This window comes from Chitinolyticbacter meiyuanensis (assembly GCF_008033135.1).
In the GTDB taxonomy this organism is placed as follows: domain Bacteria; phylum Pseudomonadota; class Gammaproteobacteria; order Burkholderiales; family Chitinibacteraceae; genus Chitinolyticbacter; species Chitinolyticbacter meiyuanensis.
On record NZ_CP041335.1, the window covers coordinates 3,337,176 to 3,353,001 of the forward strand.

At 64.3% G+C, this 15,826-nt stretch carries 19 protein-coding genes and 1 pseudogene; 10 read left to right on the top strand and 10 right to left on the bottom strand.

Annotation, left to right across the window (positions count from 1 at the left end; genetic code table 11):
• Positions 1-6: 6 nt before the first annotated feature.
• Positions 7-1,112 (top strand): IS3 family transposase gene (locus FLM21_RS15975; RefSeq protein WP_373281771.1). Its coding sequence is split into 2 segments (ribosomal slippage): positions 7-256 and positions 256-1,112, totalling 1,107 coding nucleotides; the frame shifts between segments, so codons are not numbered across the junction.
• Here FLM21_RS15975 and FLM21_RS21400 read toward each other — a convergent pair.
• The 3 genes and pseudogenes from FLM21_RS21400 to FLM21_RS21405 form a co-directional block, all read right to left on the bottom strand.
• Positions 1,105-1,194 carry an integrase core domain-containing protein gene (locus FLM21_RS21400; protein ID WP_246120905.1) on the bottom strand — a complete coding sequence of 30 codons (90 nt, stop codon included), beginning with the start codon at positions 1,192-1,194 and terminating at the stop codon, positions 1,105-1,107. The two genes, FLM21_RS15975 and FLM21_RS21400, sit on opposite strands and share 8 nt — an antisense overlap.
• Before the next feature lie 3 nt (positions 1,195-1,197).
• Positions 1,198-1,899 (bottom strand): annotated as a pseudogene (locus FLM21_RS15980) (DDE-type integrase/transposase/recombinase); the annotation flags it as partial.
• Complete coding sequence (locus FLM21_RS21405) at positions 1,833-2,096, bottom strand: transposase (RefSeq protein WP_246120743.1); 264 nt, start codon at positions 2,094-2,096, stop codon at positions 1,833-1,835. The pseudogene FLM21_RS15980 and the gene FLM21_RS21405, both read right to left, overlap by 67 nt.
• Before the next feature lie 251 nt (positions 2,097-2,347).
• On the opposite strand from FLM21_RS21405, the gene FLM21_RS15985 reads away from it, so the two are divergent.
• Genes FLM21_RS15985 through FLM21_RS15995 form a run of 3 tightly spaced genes read left to right on the top strand, consistent with a single transcriptional unit; the run spans position 2,348 to position 4,171 of the window.
• The gene (locus FLM21_RS15985; protein WP_148716524.1) at positions 2,348-2,527 is read left to right on the top strand and encodes a hypothetical protein; all 180 of its coding nucleotides are present in this window, start codon (positions 2,348-2,350) and stop codon (positions 2,525-2,527) included.
• A complete protein-coding gene (locus FLM21_RS15990; protein WP_148716525.1) occupies positions 2,524-3,285 on the top strand; it encodes a histidine phosphatase family protein in 762 nt (253 codons plus the stop codon). Before FLM21_RS15985 ends, FLM21_RS15990 begins: the two co-directional genes overlap by 4 nt.
• A 7-nt stretch (positions 3,286-3,292) precedes the next feature.
• The gene (locus FLM21_RS15995; protein WP_148716526.1) at positions 3,293-4,171 is read left to right on the top strand and encodes an NAD(P)H-hydrate dehydratase; all 879 of its coding nucleotides are present in this window, start codon (positions 3,293-3,295) and stop codon (positions 4,169-4,171) included.
• A 55-nt stretch (positions 4,172-4,226) separates the two neighbouring features.
• Here the strand turns inward: FLM21_RS15995 and FLM21_RS16000 are convergent, their stop codons facing one another.
• The 4 genes from FLM21_RS16000 to ku all read right to left on the bottom strand — a co-directional run bounded on the left by FLM21_RS16000 (position 4,227) and on the right by ku (position 9,004).
• On the bottom strand, positions 4,227-4,451 hold the full coding sequence (locus FLM21_RS16000; RefSeq protein WP_148716527.1) for a hypothetical protein: 225 nt from the start codon (positions 4,449-4,451) through the stop codon (positions 4,227-4,229).
• A gap of 135 nt (positions 4,452-4,586) precedes the next feature.
• Positions 4,587-5,375, bottom strand: a complete 789-nt coding sequence (locus FLM21_RS16005) for a class I SAM-dependent methyltransferase (RefSeq protein WP_222846715.1) — start codon at positions 5,373-5,375, stop codon at positions 4,587-4,589.
• 183 nt (positions 5,376-5,558) lie between these two features.
• Positions 5,559-8,093, bottom strand: coding sequence for a DNA ligase D (gene ligD, locus FLM21_RS16010; protein ID WP_148716528.1), 2,535 nt, complete (start codon positions 8,091-8,093; stop codon positions 5,559-5,561).
• Positions 8,094-8,104: 11 nt separating this feature from the next.
• Entirely contained in the window at positions 8,105-9,004 is a 900-nt protein-coding gene (gene ku / locus FLM21_RS16015) for a non-homologous end joining protein Ku (protein ID WP_148716529.1), read from the bottom strand.
• A 100-nt stretch (positions 9,005-9,104) separates the two neighbouring features.
• Between ku and FLM21_RS16020 the strand changes: the two genes are divergently transcribed.
• From FLM21_RS16020 to FLM21_RS16035, 4 genes are all read left to right on the top strand, one after another.
• Positions 9,105-9,596 (top strand): pyridoxamine 5'-phosphate oxidase family protein, encoded by a 492-nt coding sequence (locus tag FLM21_RS16020; RefSeq protein ID WP_148716530.1) that lies wholly within the window; start codon positions 9,105-9,107, stop codon positions 9,594-9,596.
• A 68-nt stretch (positions 9,597-9,664) separates the two neighbouring features.
• Complete coding sequence (locus FLM21_RS16025) at positions 9,665-9,859, top strand: DUF2158 domain-containing protein (protein ID WP_187359935.1); 195 nt, start codon at positions 9,665-9,667, stop codon at positions 9,857-9,859.
• 32 nt (positions 9,860-9,891) lie between these two features.
• Positions 9,892-11,208 carry a cation:proton antiporter gene (locus FLM21_RS16030; RefSeq protein WP_148716532.1) on the top strand — a complete coding sequence of 439 codons (1,317 nt, stop codon included), beginning with the start codon at positions 9,892-9,894 and terminating at the stop codon, positions 11,206-11,208.
• Between the two features lie 14 nt (positions 11,209-11,222).
• Complete coding sequence (locus FLM21_RS16035) at positions 11,223-11,660, top strand: low affinity iron permease family protein (protein WP_148716533.1); 438 nt, start codon at positions 11,223-11,225, stop codon at positions 11,658-11,660.
• 1 nt (position 11,661) lies between these two features.
• Here the strand turns inward: FLM21_RS16035 and FLM21_RS16040 are convergent, their stop codons facing one another.
• A complete protein-coding gene (locus FLM21_RS16040; RefSeq protein WP_187359936.1) occupies positions 11,662-12,312 on the bottom strand; it encodes an SOS response-associated peptidase family protein in 651 nt (216 codons plus the stop codon).
• Between the two features lie 273 nt (positions 12,313-12,585).
• Between FLM21_RS16040 and FLM21_RS16045 the strand changes: the two genes are divergently transcribed.
• Positions 12,586-13,347, top strand: coding sequence for a substrate-binding periplasmic protein (locus tag FLM21_RS16045; protein ID WP_148716535.1), 762 nt, complete (start codon positions 12,586-12,588; stop codon positions 13,345-13,347).
• Between the two features lie 47 nt (positions 13,348-13,394).
• On the opposite strand, the gene FLM21_RS16050 is transcribed toward FLM21_RS16045, so the two are convergent.
• The gene (locus FLM21_RS16050; protein WP_148716536.1) at positions 13,395-13,967 is read right to left on the bottom strand and encodes a hemerythrin domain-containing protein; all 573 of its coding nucleotides are present in this window, start codon (positions 13,965-13,967) and stop codon (positions 13,395-13,397) included.
• 136 nt (positions 13,968-14,103) lie between these two features.
• Positions 14,104-15,294 (bottom strand): zinc-dependent alcohol dehydrogenase, encoded by a 1,191-nt coding sequence (locus FLM21_RS16055; RefSeq protein WP_148716537.1) that lies wholly within the window; start codon positions 15,292-15,294, stop codon positions 14,104-14,106.
• A 222-nt stretch (positions 15,295-15,516) separates the two neighbouring features.
• Between FLM21_RS16055 and FLM21_RS20895 the strand changes: the two genes are divergently transcribed.
• Positions 15,517-15,681: a hypothetical protein gene (locus FLM21_RS20895; RefSeq protein WP_187359937.1), complete on the top strand. Its 165-nt coding sequence runs from the start codon at positions 15,517-15,519 to the stop codon at positions 15,679-15,681.
• The last annotated feature ends 145 nt before the right edge of the window (positions 15,682-15,826 follow it).

Sequence of the window (15,826 nt, forward strand, 5' to 3'; positions counted from 1 at the left end):
GCCCGCATGCGCAAGTCCCGTTTTACCGATGAACAGATCATCGCCATCCTCAAAGAGGCCGAAGCAGGTCTGCCAGCTGTCGAGCTGTGCCGCAAACACGGCATCTCGGATGCCACTTTCTACAAGTGGCGCGCCAAATTCGGCGGCATGGACGTCCCCGAAGCGCGGCGCCTCAAACAACTTGAAGACGAGAACAATCGCCTCAAGCGGCTGGTCGCTGACCAAGCCCTCGACATCCAGATGCTCAAGGAAGTGCTGGCAAAAAACTGAGCCGGCCCGCTCAACGCCGTACTGTTGCACGCCAGTTGATGCTGGCGCACGGCATCTCGGAACGGCGGGCCTGTGCATTGGTCCAGATCGCGCGCAATACCCTGCGCCATCAGCCACCGCCTGACCCCAATGCGGTATTGCGGCAACGCCTGCGTGAGCTGGCTGCACAACGGCGGCGCTTTGGTGCGCCGCGGCTGCATGTGCTGCTACAGCGGGAAGGCTGGCGTATCAACCACAAGCGGGTGGAGCGGCTTTACCGTGAAGAAGGCTTGTCGTTGCGTTTACGTCATCGCAAGAAACGCCCCAGTCACTTGCGCGTGGTGTTGCCGCTGGCAGCCGGACCTGATCAGCGCTGGGCGATGGATTTTGTGGCAGACAGTTTATGGAATGGCCGACGTATTCGCCTGCTGGCGATCATCGACACCTGGCATCGTGAGGCCGTCTGGATCGAAGTGGATCACTCACTCTCTGGTGTCAGAGTGGCACGGGTACTGGAGCAACTGCGCCTGGGTGGCCGCTTGCCCGCGCTGATTCAGGTCGACAATGGTCCGGAGTTCACCAGTCGGGCACTGGATGAATGGGCGCATCGCCATGGGGTGAAGCTGCAATTCATCCGGCTCGGCAAACCGGTGGAGAACGCCTTCATCGAGAGCTTCAATGGCCGACTAAGGGAGGAGTGCCTGAACCAGTTGGTGTTTCACAACCTGGCCCAAGCCCGAACCATGATCGAATCTTGGCGACAGGACTACAATCATGTCCGGCCGCATAGTGCCCTGCAGTACCAGACCCCGATGCAGTATTGGGAAACCCATCAACCCCAACATGAGCAAATCGCTAACTAATTAGTGGTTCACTCCGTGGGGGAAGGTCAAACCAGTGCTCGTTCAGACATTCGTCCCGCAGCCGGCCATTGAATGATTCGATGTAAGCGTTCTGGTTCGGTTTGCCCGGTTCAATCTGCCGCAGCGTGATGCCGCGCCGGTACGCCCAGTGCAGCATCGCTCGACCGCAGAACTCCTTGCCGTTGTCAGTGCGAATCACCTGCGGCAAGCCGCGTGAGACCGCTAATCGATCCAGTTGCCGCGTCAGAATTTCGCCACTGATGGCTCGCTCCGGGATCACCGCAATGGCTTCATGCGTGGCATCGTCGACAACGGTCAGGCATTTGATCACTCGTCCTTCGGCCGTGCGATCAAACACGAAGTCCATCGACCAGACCGCATTGGCGACCTGCGGCCGGATCAGCGGCTGCCGCTCCGATGGCGGCACCTTCTTGCGCTTGCGTCGCCGCACTTGCAGCCCGGCCAGTGCATATAGCCGTTCTACCCGCTTGTGGTTCACTGCCCAGCCGCTCTGGCGCAGCTTCAGATAGATCATCCCTGCACCGTAGCGACGATGGCGCTGCGCCAGTTCGACGATCCGCTGCCGTAACATGCCGTTCCGATCCGGCTTGGGCCGGTAGCGCAAGGCGCTCGGACTCATTCGGGCGATGCGCAACGCCCAGCGCTCACTCAGACCCCGTCCGGCGAGGAACCGCACCAGCTCGCGTCGCGTTGGTGCGGTCACCACTTTTTTTGCAGTGCTTCCTTGATGACCTCGTTTTCGAGCATCGAATTGGCCAGCATGCGCTTGAGCCGAGCATTCTCGGCCTCGAGTTCCTTGAGCCGCTTGGCGTCGGAGACGCTCATGCCACCGAACTTGCTGCGCCAGAGATAGTAACTGGCTTCGGAGAAACCGTGCCGGCGGCACAGTTCCTTGATGGGCAAGCCCGCTTCGGCCTCGCGCAGGAAGCCGATGATTTGTTCTTCGGAAAAGCGTTTCTTCACGTCCAGTCTCCTTGATGGAAGGGATTGGACTCTAAAGCTGCGTGCTACTCAAACTTGGGGGGACGTCGGTATCGCGAAAGTCAGGCGCACTTGTGCCAGATTTTGTGACTTGATGCTCTTCAGCCAGTCGCGCGCCTACCGCCTGCGGTAGACCGGCGCCAGACAACCTCCTACGTCCCACTGCGCCACCGTCCTATCGCGCGGCACTCGCCTTGCAGCGTACAAGGAATCATCCAAGCCAGGAGCCGACGATGACTTCCCCTACCACTCCCCGCCACGACATCGAAGCCCAGCGCGACCTCACCGAAAACGAACGGGTGGAGGAACGCGAACGCCGCCAGCAAGCTGCGGTTCCATCGCCACGCCAGGCGCCGTTCGAGCATGACACCGGCGCGCTTGCCCCCGCAGAACGAAACAAACGCCAGCCATGAGCGAACAGAAGTGGCCGGATACGCTGTGGCTGGTCCGGCATGGGCAGAGCTCGGGGAACGTGGCGCGTGATGCCGCGGAAGCGGCACGGCTCAATGAGATCGACATTGCCGAGCGTGATATGGATGTGCCGCTGTCGCCGTTGGGCGAACGTCAGGCCGAGGCGCTGGGGGGCTGGTTCGGATCGCTCACTCCGGAGGAACAACCGCAGGCGGTGCTGTGCTCGCCCTATCTGCGTGCAGTACAGACTGCGGATATCCTGATCGCCAGCGCGGGCTTGGCGATCCCGCGCGTGCAGGACGAGCGGCTGCGCGAGAAGGAATTCGGCATCACCGATCGGCTGACCAAGGCCGGCATTGTGGCGCGCTTTCCGGAGCTCGCAGAGCAGCGCGCGCATGTCGGCAAGTTCTATTTCCGTCCACCCGGCGGCGAGAGCTGGTGCGATGTGATCCTGCGGCTGCGCAGCGTAATCGATACGCTCACACGCGAGTACCGCCAGGAGCGGGTGCTGATCGTCGGGCATCAGGTGATCGTCAACTGCTTCCGTTACCTGCTGGAGCGGCTGGATGAGCGCCAGATCCTCGAGATCGACCGTCAGGCCGATGTGCCCAACTGTTCCGTCACCACCTATCGCTTCGATGCGACAGCGGGCCGGCACGGCAAGCTGCAGCTGGCTTGCGCGAACTTCGTCACGCCGGTTGCGGCAGCTGGCGAGCCAGTAACCACGGCACCGGATACCTCGGCCGCCGCCAAGCCTTGAGCACGCCATGGCGCATTCCACATCGGCGGCAACGCAACGGATCGACGAGGATTGGCTGAGGCACCATCCGCTGCCCCAACCCGGTGCGGGCAGTGACAAGGAAAGTCGCGGCCATGTGCTGGTTGTCGGCGGCTCGCCGCAAATACCCGGCGCCATTCTCCTGGCGGCGACTGCCGCCCTGCGTGCTGGTGCGGGCAAGCTGGTGGTCGCCACCTGCGAGCAGGTAGCACCTTTGCTAGCCACTGCACTCCCCGAAGCCCGGGTGATTGCGCTGCCGCAAACGGCAGATGGCGCTCTCGCAGTGGCGGGTGTCGATGACTTGGCTGAACTTACTGGGGACATCGATGCGCTGCTGGTCGGCCCCGGCATGCAGCATGAAGCCACAACGGTTGCGTTTGCCCGGCGCCTGCTCGCAGCTACGGCATGCCCCGCCGTGCTCGATGCCTATGCGATGGGCGCGATCCCAAGCGCGAGTCGCCCACACACGGTAGTCACACCACACGCTGGCGAAATGGCCCATCTGAGCGGGCTCAGCAAGGATGAGGTGGTGCAAAGGCCGTGTGAAATCGCCACTGCAGCTGCGGAGGATTGGCAGGCCACCGTGGTGCTGAAGGGCGCAGCCAGCTGGATCGCGGCGCCTGATCACCATGCCTGGCTGCACGTCGGCGGGAATGCCGGCCTCGGTGTTTCGGGGTCGGGCGATGTCTTGGCGGGGGGCATTGTCGGCCTGCTGGCGCGGGGACTGCCACCGCTGCATGGCAGCGCTTGGGGCGTAGCGCTGCATGCGCGGGCGGGCGAGTTGCTGGCGCAACGCATTGGCCCGTTGGGATACCTCGCCCGCGAGATCGCGGATGCGTTGCCGCAGGTGATGGCGCGCTACGGCTGATTGGGCCTCACCACCCAGCTCGCCTACCGGGCACTGCGCAATTGCCGGTCCAGTGCTAGTGATGATTGCGGCTGCTTTGATCGTCGATCAGGCGCTGCGCCGTCTTGTGCCCCGCCGCGAAAGCCTCGGCGGTGGATGAATAGCTCGATTCCACATTCACCATCGGCGGCAGCAACGCGCCGGGAAAATCGATCATCACCAGCACCGACCAACGATGATCTGCTTCCTTCGCATGGATCTCGTAGGAAACGCCTCGGTATGACTCCTCTTGGAATCGCATGAATGCAGGCTCCCGCATCTGATTGCCTTGCTTTCACGATAGAGACTTATTCCGTGCGGTAATATGGTCGATTCGTTTCCCGATGTTACGGTCAGTAGACATCCATACAGATTGTGTCGCCGTTCCGGCGACGCACTATGCCGGCTCGACAGCGCCCTCAGCACGCACCCGCCCCACCCGCACATTCAAAGGCCACGTGATCACGCGACGGGAATCAGCGTCGCCCCAGGCATCGGCAAACTCATGGGCAAATGCCTGCAGGATGTCCGACTTGCCTGCTTCGTTCGCGCGTTTGACGGCGGACCAGGTCGCGATATAGCCGAGGAATTCGGTCAGGTTCCAATCCAGCCGGATATCGAGTTCGGGCGCCAGGATTTCCTCGAACGGGAAATCGAGGGCGGCATAGCCGCTGTCGACCAGTTTGCGCTCCGCCGGCCAGAACGGGCCGATCTCGTCGTCGTAGAAACGGCGAAAGCGTTCGTTGAGCGGCGCGGGCAGCGTCGGCACGCCATAGGTGATCAGTGCGACGATGCCGTAATCCCTGCACACCCGGCGGACTTCATCGTAGAACCTGGGCAGATCGAACCAGTGCGCGGCTTGGGCGCAGGTGATCAAGTCCACGCCGTGATCGCCCAGTGGCAGTGCCTCGGCGTTGGCCTGCTGGTAGCGGATGCGCTCGCCGTGCGCCGCGTGTTCAAGCTGGTCGGCGCTGGCATCGAGCCCGATCACCGAGGCGTAGTGGTAGGCCAGCAGCTTGGTCAGTTGCCCGCTGCCGCAACCGATATCCACAGCAAGGCCGGTATCGGGCGAGACGGAAGTGAGAAAAGTGACCAGCTGCTCCGGGTATTCCGGGCGGAGCCGCGCATAGGCTTGGCCATCCTGATCAAACCAGTTACGGAATCCGGTTTCGTGATTCGACATCATGGTCTCCTTGAAAAACGAGCAACCGAGCAGATCAACGCTGCGCATGGCTATGCACCACCGGCAGCTACTCGCTGTGAGCATACTGGCGGGGTGCGGCGCCGCGCAGCGGCATTCCGCCGATTCGAGCGGTACGGTTTTCGCATCGGCGTGTAGTCGGATTCGCACAGGGCAAGGGGTGTGCCATCAAGCGCGGCCACGGGTGCGCCGCCGTGCGGCGTCAGCCAGCGTGCCGATCATGGCCTGGGTCAGCCGACGGCGGGCGGCGGCATAGCCATCCCACGGATCGCTCTTCAGCTGCGCCAAGCGCTCGCCAATGTTTTCGACGGTGAAGCTGGCCGATTCCACGCCCGCCTCCAGTTCCGCCCAGGTAATTGGCGTGGCGACCGGCGCGCCCGGGCGGGCGCGAGTGGAAAAGGCGGCAACGGCGGTCGCTCCAAGGCCGTTGCGCAGGTAATCGATAAAGATCTTGCCGCCGCGCTGCTGCTTGGCCAGCTTGGTGGTGAAGCGATCGGGCAATGTCGCCGCCAGGTGCTCAGCCACGCTGCGGGCAAAAGCCTTGGCCTCATCCCATTCCACGCCGCGAATCAGCGGTGCCTCCACGTGTAGCCCCTTGCCCCCGGTGGTCTTGAGAAAGGCCGCCAGCCCCAGCTCCTCCAGCACGCCACGCACCAGCAGCGCCGCCTCGCGCACGCGCGTCCAAGCCACGTCGGGCGCCGGGTCGAGGTCGAAGATCAGCCGGTCCGGCTGCATCGGCTTGTCGCCGCGCGCGCCCCAGGTGTGGAACTCCTGCACACCGTACTGCACCAGCGCCACCAAGGCGGCCACATTGTCGACCGTTACGTACTCGGCAGTGCCGTCGCCCTCGGGCACGGTGATGCGATCGATCGTGGCAGGCAGGCTGTCACCGAGGTGCTTCTGGAAAAAGCACGGCTGACGCGAGCCACTGGGGCAGCGCACCAGCGACAGCGGCCGCCCTGCCAAATGCGGCAACATGTGCTCGGCCACAGCGGCGTAGTAGGTGGCGAGATCGAGCTTGGTCATGCTGCTGTCGGCAAACACGATGCGCGACGGATGCGTGATCACCACACCGGCCACCGTGGCATCGCGCTGTGCAGGGCCCTTGCTGCGCGCCTCGACCGTGCGGCCGGACTTGCCCGCAGGCGGTGGTTCACGGTCGGCCGCAGCATGGTCGTCGGGAGATTCGCGCACGATGGCGGTGGCGGGTTTGTCCTCGCGCAGGCCCAGAAAGGCCGCCTGCCGCAATAGTCCCTGCTCAGTCCAGTCGGCAAAACGCACTTCAGCGACCAACTGCGGCTTCACCCAATGCACACCGGCAGCGCGATGCCCATGCGGCGGCTCGGCGAACGGCGTGGTCTCGCGCCGCAATGCCACGAGCTTGCGCTGCAGCAGTGCCAGCGTCGCGTCGCTGAAACCGGTGCCCACCCGGCCGGCGTAGACCAGTTTCCCCGCCTCGTCGTGCACGCCCAGCAGCAATGCGCCAAGGCCGGTGCGTTGTCCGCTCGGCTCGGTATAACCACCGATCACGAACTCCTGGCGCTGGCTGCATTTCACTTTCAGCCAGTTGCGCGAGCGCGCCGATGCATAGGCGGCATCGGCCTGCTTGACGATGATGCCCTCCAGCCCGTGGCGGCAGGCATGGGCGAATGCCTCCTTCACGTTGCCGTCGAGATGGTCGCTGTAGCGCACGGCCGCGTCGTCCACATCCTCCAGCAGCGCAGCCAGTCGTGCCTTGCGCTCGCGCTGCGGAAGCTGGCGCAGGTCCTCGCCGTGCGCGAATGGCAGGTCGAACACGAAGTAGACCAGCCGGGCCGGCTCGCCGGCGGAAAACGCATTCTGCAGCGCCTGGAAACTGATGTGGCCATGTACATCGAGCGCCACCACCTCGCCGTCAAGCCAGCTGTTGCGCAGGTCGAGCCCGGTCACGGCATTGGCCACCGGCTGCATCCGGCTCGTCCAATCGTTGCCATTGCGGCTATACAGGTGCACCGCACCCGCGTCGTCCACGCGTGCGAGGATGCGGTAGCCGTCGTACTTCACCTCGACCAGCCAGTGGCCGTGGCTGGGCGCCTTGCCGATCAGCGTGGCAAGCTGCGGTTGCAGCAGCGGCGGCAGCTTGTCGGCGCTGCGTGTGGACTTGCGCCTGGCTGCAGTCGGGGCGGCGGTCTTCACGCTTTCCGGCCGCAGTTCGGTGATTTCGGCCTCGGGGCCGGCGCGGGCCTCGTCGTCGTCGGACTTGATCAACAGCCAGTTGTCATGGCGATCGTCGTCGCGCCGTGCCATGCGCACCAACGACCATTGGCCATGCAGTTTCTCGCCGTGCAACGCAAAGCGCAGCCGGCCCTGGCGGTAACCTTCGGCCGGATCGCCTTCCGGCGCCCAGCGGCCGCGATCCCACAGCAGCACGCTGCCAGCACCGTATTGCCGCTCGGGGATGGTGCCTTCGAATTCGCCATAGTCGAGCGGATGGTCCTCGACCTCCACCGCGAGGCGCTTTTCGTGCGGATCCAGGCTCGGCCCCTTGGGCACCGCCCAGCTCTTGAGCGTGCCGGCGATCTGCAGGCGAAAGTCGTAATGCAGCCGTTTCGCCGCGTGCTTCTGGATATAGAAAGCCAGCTCGTCGGCATCCCGCGCCACCTTGCCGCGCGGTTCCGGTGTCTTGCTGAAATCGCGCTTCTGCCAGTATTTGTCCAGACTCATGCCGTGGCCCCTCACGCCCGCTTGCGCTTGATCGGCTCGGCACGAGCCGCCTTGGCGGTGGGTGCAGGCGTGCTGCGACCCGATCGCCTGGCCGGCTTGGCGGGCTTGTCCTCACCACCGGCCAGGCTGCGCTTGAGCAGCGCCATCAGGTCAACCACGTTGTCACCACCGGTGGGTGCCTCCTCGTCCTCGCGCACCGGCGCCAGCGTGTGGGTCTGCTTGGCAGCGATCTTGCGATCGATCAGCGCCAGCACATCATCACGGTAGGTATCGCGATACTGCTCGGGAGCCCAGTCCTCGCTCATGCTCTCGACCAGCGACAGCGCCATCTTCACCTCGCGCTCGGCCACGCCGGCCGCTTTCAGGCTGCGCTCCGGCAGCGACAGCTGTGACCAATCGCGCAGCTCGTGCGGATAGCGCAGCGTATTGAGCACCAGCACCTCCTCCAGCGGCGTGATCAGTGCGAGGTGCTGCCGGGTGCGGATCACCACCTGACCGATGCCCGCCTTGCCCGCCCGCCGCAGCGTTTCGCGCAGCAATGCATAGACCTTGGTGCCGCCACGCGTTGGCGCCAAGTAGTAAGGCTGCTCGAAATGCAGCAGCGAGATATCGGCAACCGGCACAAAGGCCAGCAGGTCCACCGTCTGCGTGGCCTTGACGTTGGCGGACTTCAGCTCGTCCTCGCCCAGCACCACGTACTGGTCTTCCTCGTATTCAAAGCCCTTCACGATCTCGTCGCGCGGCACTTCCTCGCCGGTGTGCTTGTTGACGCGCCGGTAGCCGATCGGCGCGAAATCGCGGCGGTCGATCAGGTCGAGGTCGAGCTCGTCCCGCTGCTCGGCGGGAAACAGCTCCACCGGGATGTGGATCAGGCCAAAGCTGATCGCTCCTTTCCATAACGCACGCGCCATATCGACCTCCGGACGACCCCGGATGGCATGGAGCAGCTTTCGTGCCCACGTGCCGGGCACGCGGCTTGCACCGTGGCGATATCAGACGAGGAGACCCGCCATGAACGACGATCACCGTGCGCTATGGGAAAAACTGCGCCACTTCCGCTTCGGCATGCTGACCACGGTGGACGACCAGCACCAGCAACTACGCAGCCGCCCGCTGACCAACCAGGACATCGAATTCGACGGCACGCTGTGGTTCCTCACCTCGGATACCACCTCCACCTACCGCGAGATCGATCGCGACCACCTGGTGAACGTGAGCTACGCCGATCCGGATCGCGGGTTGTTCGTGTCGGTGTCCGGCCACGGCCGGCTGCTGCGGGATCGCGAGAAGGCCGCCACGCTGTGGAACCCGCTGTACAAGGCCTTTTTCCCCGAAGGGCTCGACGATCCGCACTTGGTGCTGCTGAAGGTCGAGGTGACCGAAGCCGAGTACTGGGACAGCCCGGCCGGACCGGTGCGCCAGCTCTACCGGCTGGCCAAATCGGCAGTCACCGGCGAGCCGCCGTATGACGATACCGAGCACCGCCGGATCGATACGCTGTGATGCAGCTTTTACAGTATGAGGCAAACGTTACAGCCCGCTCCGAGGGCCATGACGCGAGGAGAGCAGCAATGAGATTCGAAATCGGCGACATCGTGGTACTGAAGGGCGACACCCGCCTGTTGATGAGCGTGGTGGCAGTCGAGGCCGCTGCCGGGGATGAGCTGGTCACCTGCAGCTGGTACGACGAAACCGGGGCGCTGCGCGAAGAAGTGCATCGCTCCCAGCAGCTGGAACACAACCTGCCCTCGCCTACCATGCACTGACCGGTTCGGCGGGCGGGTGCCCGCACTTCACTATGGACGCCACCACACCTTTTCACTTTGCCGTCTGGTCGCTGCTGGTCGGCCTGCTGCTCGTCACCATGGCGCTGGCTGGATCGCTGCTACGCCGCCTGCCGCTCAGCATGACCATGCTCTACCTCGGCGCCGGCTACCTGCTGGGCGTGACCGGCTTCGCCGATCTCAACCCGAGGCAGGATGCGATCCTGCTCGAACGGCTGGCGGAGGTTGCGCTGCTGATCTCGCTGTTCGGCGCCGGTCTCAAGCTGGGCGTGCCGCTACGGGATAGGCGCTGGCAGCTGCCGCTGCGCCTGGCCACTGTGAGCATGCTGCTCACGGTGGCCGGCGTGGCGCTGCTGGCCCATTTCGCTGCCGGCCTGCCTTGGGGCGCCGCAGTGTTGCTCGGTGCCATCCTCGCCCCGACCGATCCGGTGCTGGCCTCTGACGTGCAGGTGGCCCATCCCAATGATGGCGATACCTTGCGATTCGGCCTGACCGGCGAAGGGGGGTTGAACGACGGCACCGCGTTCCCGCTGGTGATGCTGGGGCTGGGCCTGCTGGGCATGCATGAGCTCGGCGACAACGGCTGGCGCTGGCTGGCCATCGACGTACTCTGGGCGGTGAGTGCCGGCCTCGCTATCGGCGCGCTACTGGGTGGCTGGACCGGCCGTTTGGTCACTTACCTGCGCATCCGCCATGGCGAAGCGGTCGGGCTGGAGGAATTCCTGGCACTCGGTCTCGTCGGCTGCGCCTACGGGCTGGCGCAGCTGTGCCACGGCTACGGCTTTCTGGCGGTGTTTGCTGCGGGGCTGGCGCTGCGCCGGTTCGACCGTCCCGACGCGGATGCCGATATCCCCGCAGTGCCAGCGTTGCCGGATCATCGTGAGGCGGTCGCCACCGATCCGGATTCGGCAGCGGCCTACCTCAAGCATACGATGCTGTCGTTCAGCGAGCAGCTCGAACGCGTGGCCGAAGTGGTCATCGTGTTGCTGCTCGGTGTGCTGCTGGCGCGCCTCGATCATCTGCCACCGGCGCTGTGGCTGATCCCGCTGCTGTTCCTGCTGGTGCGCCCCGCCGCCGTGTGGCTGGGCACGCTGGGCTTAAGGCAGCCTCCTCCGAACCGCTGGCTGATCGGCTGGTTCGGCGTGCGCGGCATCGGCTCGGTCTACTACCTGTTCTACGCGATCAATCACGGCCTGCCGCACGACCTGATCAGCCCCTTCGTGGCGCTCACGCTGCTCGCCGTCGCCGCGTCGGTGCTGGTGCACGGCATATCCATCACGCCGCTGATGCAGCGCCGGGCGCGCCGCAGCGGCGGCACCGATTCCCCCTGAAGAGGAGCAATGCCATGATCAGCATGACCCAGCGTTTTGCCGGCTTCGCCCAATGGGCCTCCACCGCGGCCGGCTCCCCGTTCGCCTTCTCCACGGCAACCGGGCTGGTGGTGCTCTGGGGGCTGAGCGGGCCCATGTTCGGCTTCTCGAACACCTGGCAGCTGCTGATCAACACCGGCACCACCATCCTCACCTTCCTGATGGTGTTCCTGATCCAGAGCTCGCAGAACCGTGACACCCAGGCGCTGCAACTGAAGCTCGACGAACTGATCCGCGCCGTGCATGGCGCACGCAACCATATGATCGAAGCGGAGAAGATGGACGACGAGGAGATCGCCGAACTGAAGAAGGAATACGCCCGACTTGCCGCCGAAACGCGCGATACGCTGGACAGCACCCGCGATCATCTCGCCGCGATCGAGCACCGGAGCCGGCAGGAGCCGGCCGCCTAGGCTAGCGGGCGACCCGCGCCGGGCACGGTGCCGCGGTCATCAATTCGGCAGGCATACGCGACAGCAGGCTTTGCACCTCTTCCGGCCGCTCTGCGGTCAGCCAGGCATCGTAGAACGCCTCGGGAATGACGATGGGCATCACCTTGGTACGTTGCTGGGTAGCCACTGGTAGCAGTTTCATGACCGGGTGGCTGGCCGCAGGGATGGTGGCCAGCGTAAAGCTGTACCGTGTGGCGCCATCGTCCTCGCGCCATGGCCGCCATACGCCGGCGGCGGCGAACGGCGTGCCGTTGGCGGTGCCGACACACCAGCGCCGCGGCTTGGCTGATTCGGCGTTGTGCACGATGAACGCCATCATCGGGATCAGGCAGCGCAGGCCCTTGTCCCAATGTGCTTGATAGGGGAATTCCGACACCAGCGCGCTGCCAGCGACCACCTCGGTGGCGCTGGCTTCGACATCCAACGGGCGCTTCATGCCGGGAATGAGGCCGAAGCTCGCCATCACCACCTGGGGCTGGCCTTCGTCGTTGCGGATGATCACCGGCGCCTCCTCCTCCGGCTGGATGCCGACGGACCAGCGTTTGGCAGGCAGCCCGAGCTGAAAGTAGTACTCCAGCGCTTGACGGGTGGGGGCCAGATAGTGAAAGTCCAAACCGTTACCTCTGCTCAGCCGGGGATGGATTTGCCGCAATGCAGCAGACATTCTCAATCAAAAATTTCTTTTGCATGTCATTGTTTGCAATGGAATCTGCAGGCGGCACCTTTTCGCAGACAGACGCGCAGCCTTGGTACTCATTTGTAAGTCGCATCCTACAAGCACGCCGAGGCCACAGCTGCCTCAGCAACCTTTGATGCATCGCAGCAGAAAAGTGCCCTACCAAATGTTGGGCTAGAACGGCAGGGAAACCCTCCGGACTCCACCGCCATGACGCTCCGCTCCCTGCTGCTGGCATGGGCATTGATCTGGCCTGCCACCTGCAGTGCAGGCCAGTACCTGATCGCCGTGGAAGCGCTTGATTTCTCGCCGTTCTACGACGGCGCTGGCCGCGAATATCGGGGGTATGCACGCGATCTGCTCGATGCCTTCTCCCGCCGCTACCATCACCGCTTCACCTACGTGGCTCTGCCGGTGGAGCGGCTGTACCTGGAGTTCTATTCAAAGCGCCGCTACGACTTCAAATTCCCGGATAACCCGCGCTGGCAGACGGCGCTGAAGGCTGGCCTCACGCCTCGCTACAGCGCGCCGGCCGTCACGGTGACCGAAAGCCTGATGGTGCGTCCCGCGCAACGCGACATCGGCTTCAATCAGATCGATACCATCGCCACCGTGCGCGGCTTCAGTGCCTGGCCGTTCCGCAGCGATCCCTGGCTGAAGATCGTGTACGCCGACTCGACCGAAAGCCTCGTCAACATGTTGCTGGGTGGTCGGGTCGACGGCATCTTCTTTGCCGAGGACAGCATCACGCACTATCTGGCGCGCACTGGCCGGCATGGCCTCGCCGTCCGCGCCGACCGCATCACCCACTACCATCCGGAATTCAGCCTGGCTACGCTCAAGCACCCCGAAGTGATCGAACAGTTCAACGCCTTCCTCGCCGAGGAACAAACGCTGATCCAGTCGCTACAGGCCAAGTACGGCATCCATGCCGACAATTGGCACGCCCACCCGCCGCTGCTGGTGCCTTGAGGCGCGCACGCAGCGCCATCACGCGCTGCGTGGCTGCGCCATCGGGCTCAGTGCAGCGCCTGCGGACTGCCCTCGCCCGACAACTCTTCCTGCCGCACCGCTTCACGGCGCGCTTCCAGCTGCTCGCCGAGCGCCTGCAGGTCGAGCGACTTGGCTTCCTTCACCTTGGGGAACATCTCCCGCTCCTCTTCCTTCACGTGATGCAGCACGTATTCGCGGATCACGTCGTAGAGCGCATTGAAACGAGTGGTGCCCGGCTCGGCGGCCTTCAGTTGCTCGATCAGCGTCTTCACGCTGGCATGCTCGATCTCGGCTTCGTCCAGAAGCTCGCCCTCCTTCTGCAGCGCCTTGCGTACCGCCGGATAGAACACCTCTTCCTCGATACGGGTGTGGACGGTCAGCTCCAGACAGGTCTCGGCAGCGATCTTGGCCTTCTCGGCCTTGCTGCGGGCGGCTTCGAACGACTTGAACAGCGCCTTGACCTTGGCGTGGTCGTTCTTTAGCGATTTCACGGCATCCGGCGCGCGGCGCGCGGCAGTGGTACCGCTTCGGCTGCCCGTGGCGCGACTGCTGGTCCGGCGGGAAGTGGAACTCGATTTGCTGGTGCTGGTGGATTTCATGGCGGCAGAACCTCACAAGGGAAGAAGATATGACCAACCCAGCGCTGGCTGGAGCGGCAACAACACCGTATGCGGCAGGGTTGCCGCTCACCATCGGCCGTTGTCCATACCCCATGTCAGCGCATGCCCACGCGACTCAGGCATGCGCCGCCGTCGCACTCGAACCGGGCACCAGCACCACCTTGCGGCAATCCTCCTGCTTCTCGTTGAACAGCGTATAGCCGCGCACCGCTTCCTCCAGCGCCAGCCGATGGCTGATGATCAGCTCCGGCCGCAGCCGCCCCTCCAGGATATATTCGAGCAGCAGCGGCATATGCCGCTGCACATGGGTCTGCCCCATGCACAATCTCAGGCCTTTCTCGAAGGCATCACCGAGCGGAAAACCGTGCACGAAGCCCGCGTAGACCCCGGGCAGGCTGACGGTGCCACCGCGCCGCGTGGCGGCAATCGCCCAGCGCGGCACCACCCCGCGCGAGCCTTCGGCCTTGATCTCGGTCAGCACTGTTTCCACCAAGCTGCCCTTGGCTTCGAAGCCCACCGCGTCGATGCTGGCGTCCACGCCACGGAAATCGGTGTGCTCGATGATGTACTGGGCCGGATCGTCGATCTCGTCGAAGTTGATCGGGTCGACCGCATACGCTGCCGTCGCAAAGTTCAACCGATAGCGATGGTGATCGACCATGAAGATCCGCGATGCCCCCAGCAACCGGGCACACGCGGCAGCCATCTGCCCCACCGGCCCAGCGCCAAAGATGGCCACGGTACTGCCCACGCCGACCCCCGCATCGAGCACGGCCTGGTAGCCGGTGGGCAGGATGTCGGACAGGAACAGCACCCGCTCGTCTGCCACGCCCTCCGGCAGCTTCAACGGCCCCACATTGGCGCGCGGCACGCGCACGAACTCGGCCTGGCCACCGGCATAGCCGCCGTAGAGGTGGGTGTAGCCGAACATGCCTGCGCCGGATCGCAGGCGCTTGCGATTGAGCAGCGCGCCCTGGCCCGGATTGGTGTTCTCGCAGGCAGCGAACAGCGTGCGCTCGCAGAAGAAGCAGTGCCCGCAAGCGATGGTGAACGGCACCACCACGCGGTCTCCCTTGGCCAGCATCGTCACATCCGGCCCCACCTCCTCGACGATGCCCATGAACTCGTGCCCCAGCACGTCGCCTGCGTGCAGGCCGGGCACCTTGCCGCGGAACAGGTGCAGATCCGAACCGCAGATGGCGGTAGCGGTCACCCGCACGATGATGTCGTCCCGTGCATCCAGCACGGGATCGGGAACATGCTCGACCCGGACATCTAGCGGGCCGTGGTAAGTGAGAGCCTTCATGCCTGCCTCCTCGCGCGGTTTGCGCAGCAAGCAGGCCCCAGCAGCCGCAGTGCCCGCCGCCAAACCGCTTGGCGCATGGCTACACCCATGCGGTGCGGGTAAAAACTGCACCGCGTTTGCAGGCTTTACTCCGGCAGACGCTGGCAGGTGCCATCTCGACGAGCACGGCAGTTGGGCACGCCGCATGCAGAGCAACAGTATCCACAACCTGCGAGGTGCATCATGAACCGCCCAGCCCCAACCACTGCATCCCAACCGCGCCAAGATGGCCGATCCGATGGCGAAGTCCGCCAAGCTCCGGACGATGAAAACGAGGATCCCAATTCGCGCAGCGGCACCGATCTGAGCCGAGACGAAGAAGTCGATGATGACGAAGCCGAGGACTGAGCGCGGTGCACGAGCGTGAGTGGCATTGATCTAAGGAGTTGGGGTCTGCCAAGCATGTCGGGGCAGCCAGCAGAGCGATGAAGAGCACCTCGACTAACAACACGATGAGGCTGTGATCGCCATGCACCTGCTCACGGCAGCTACG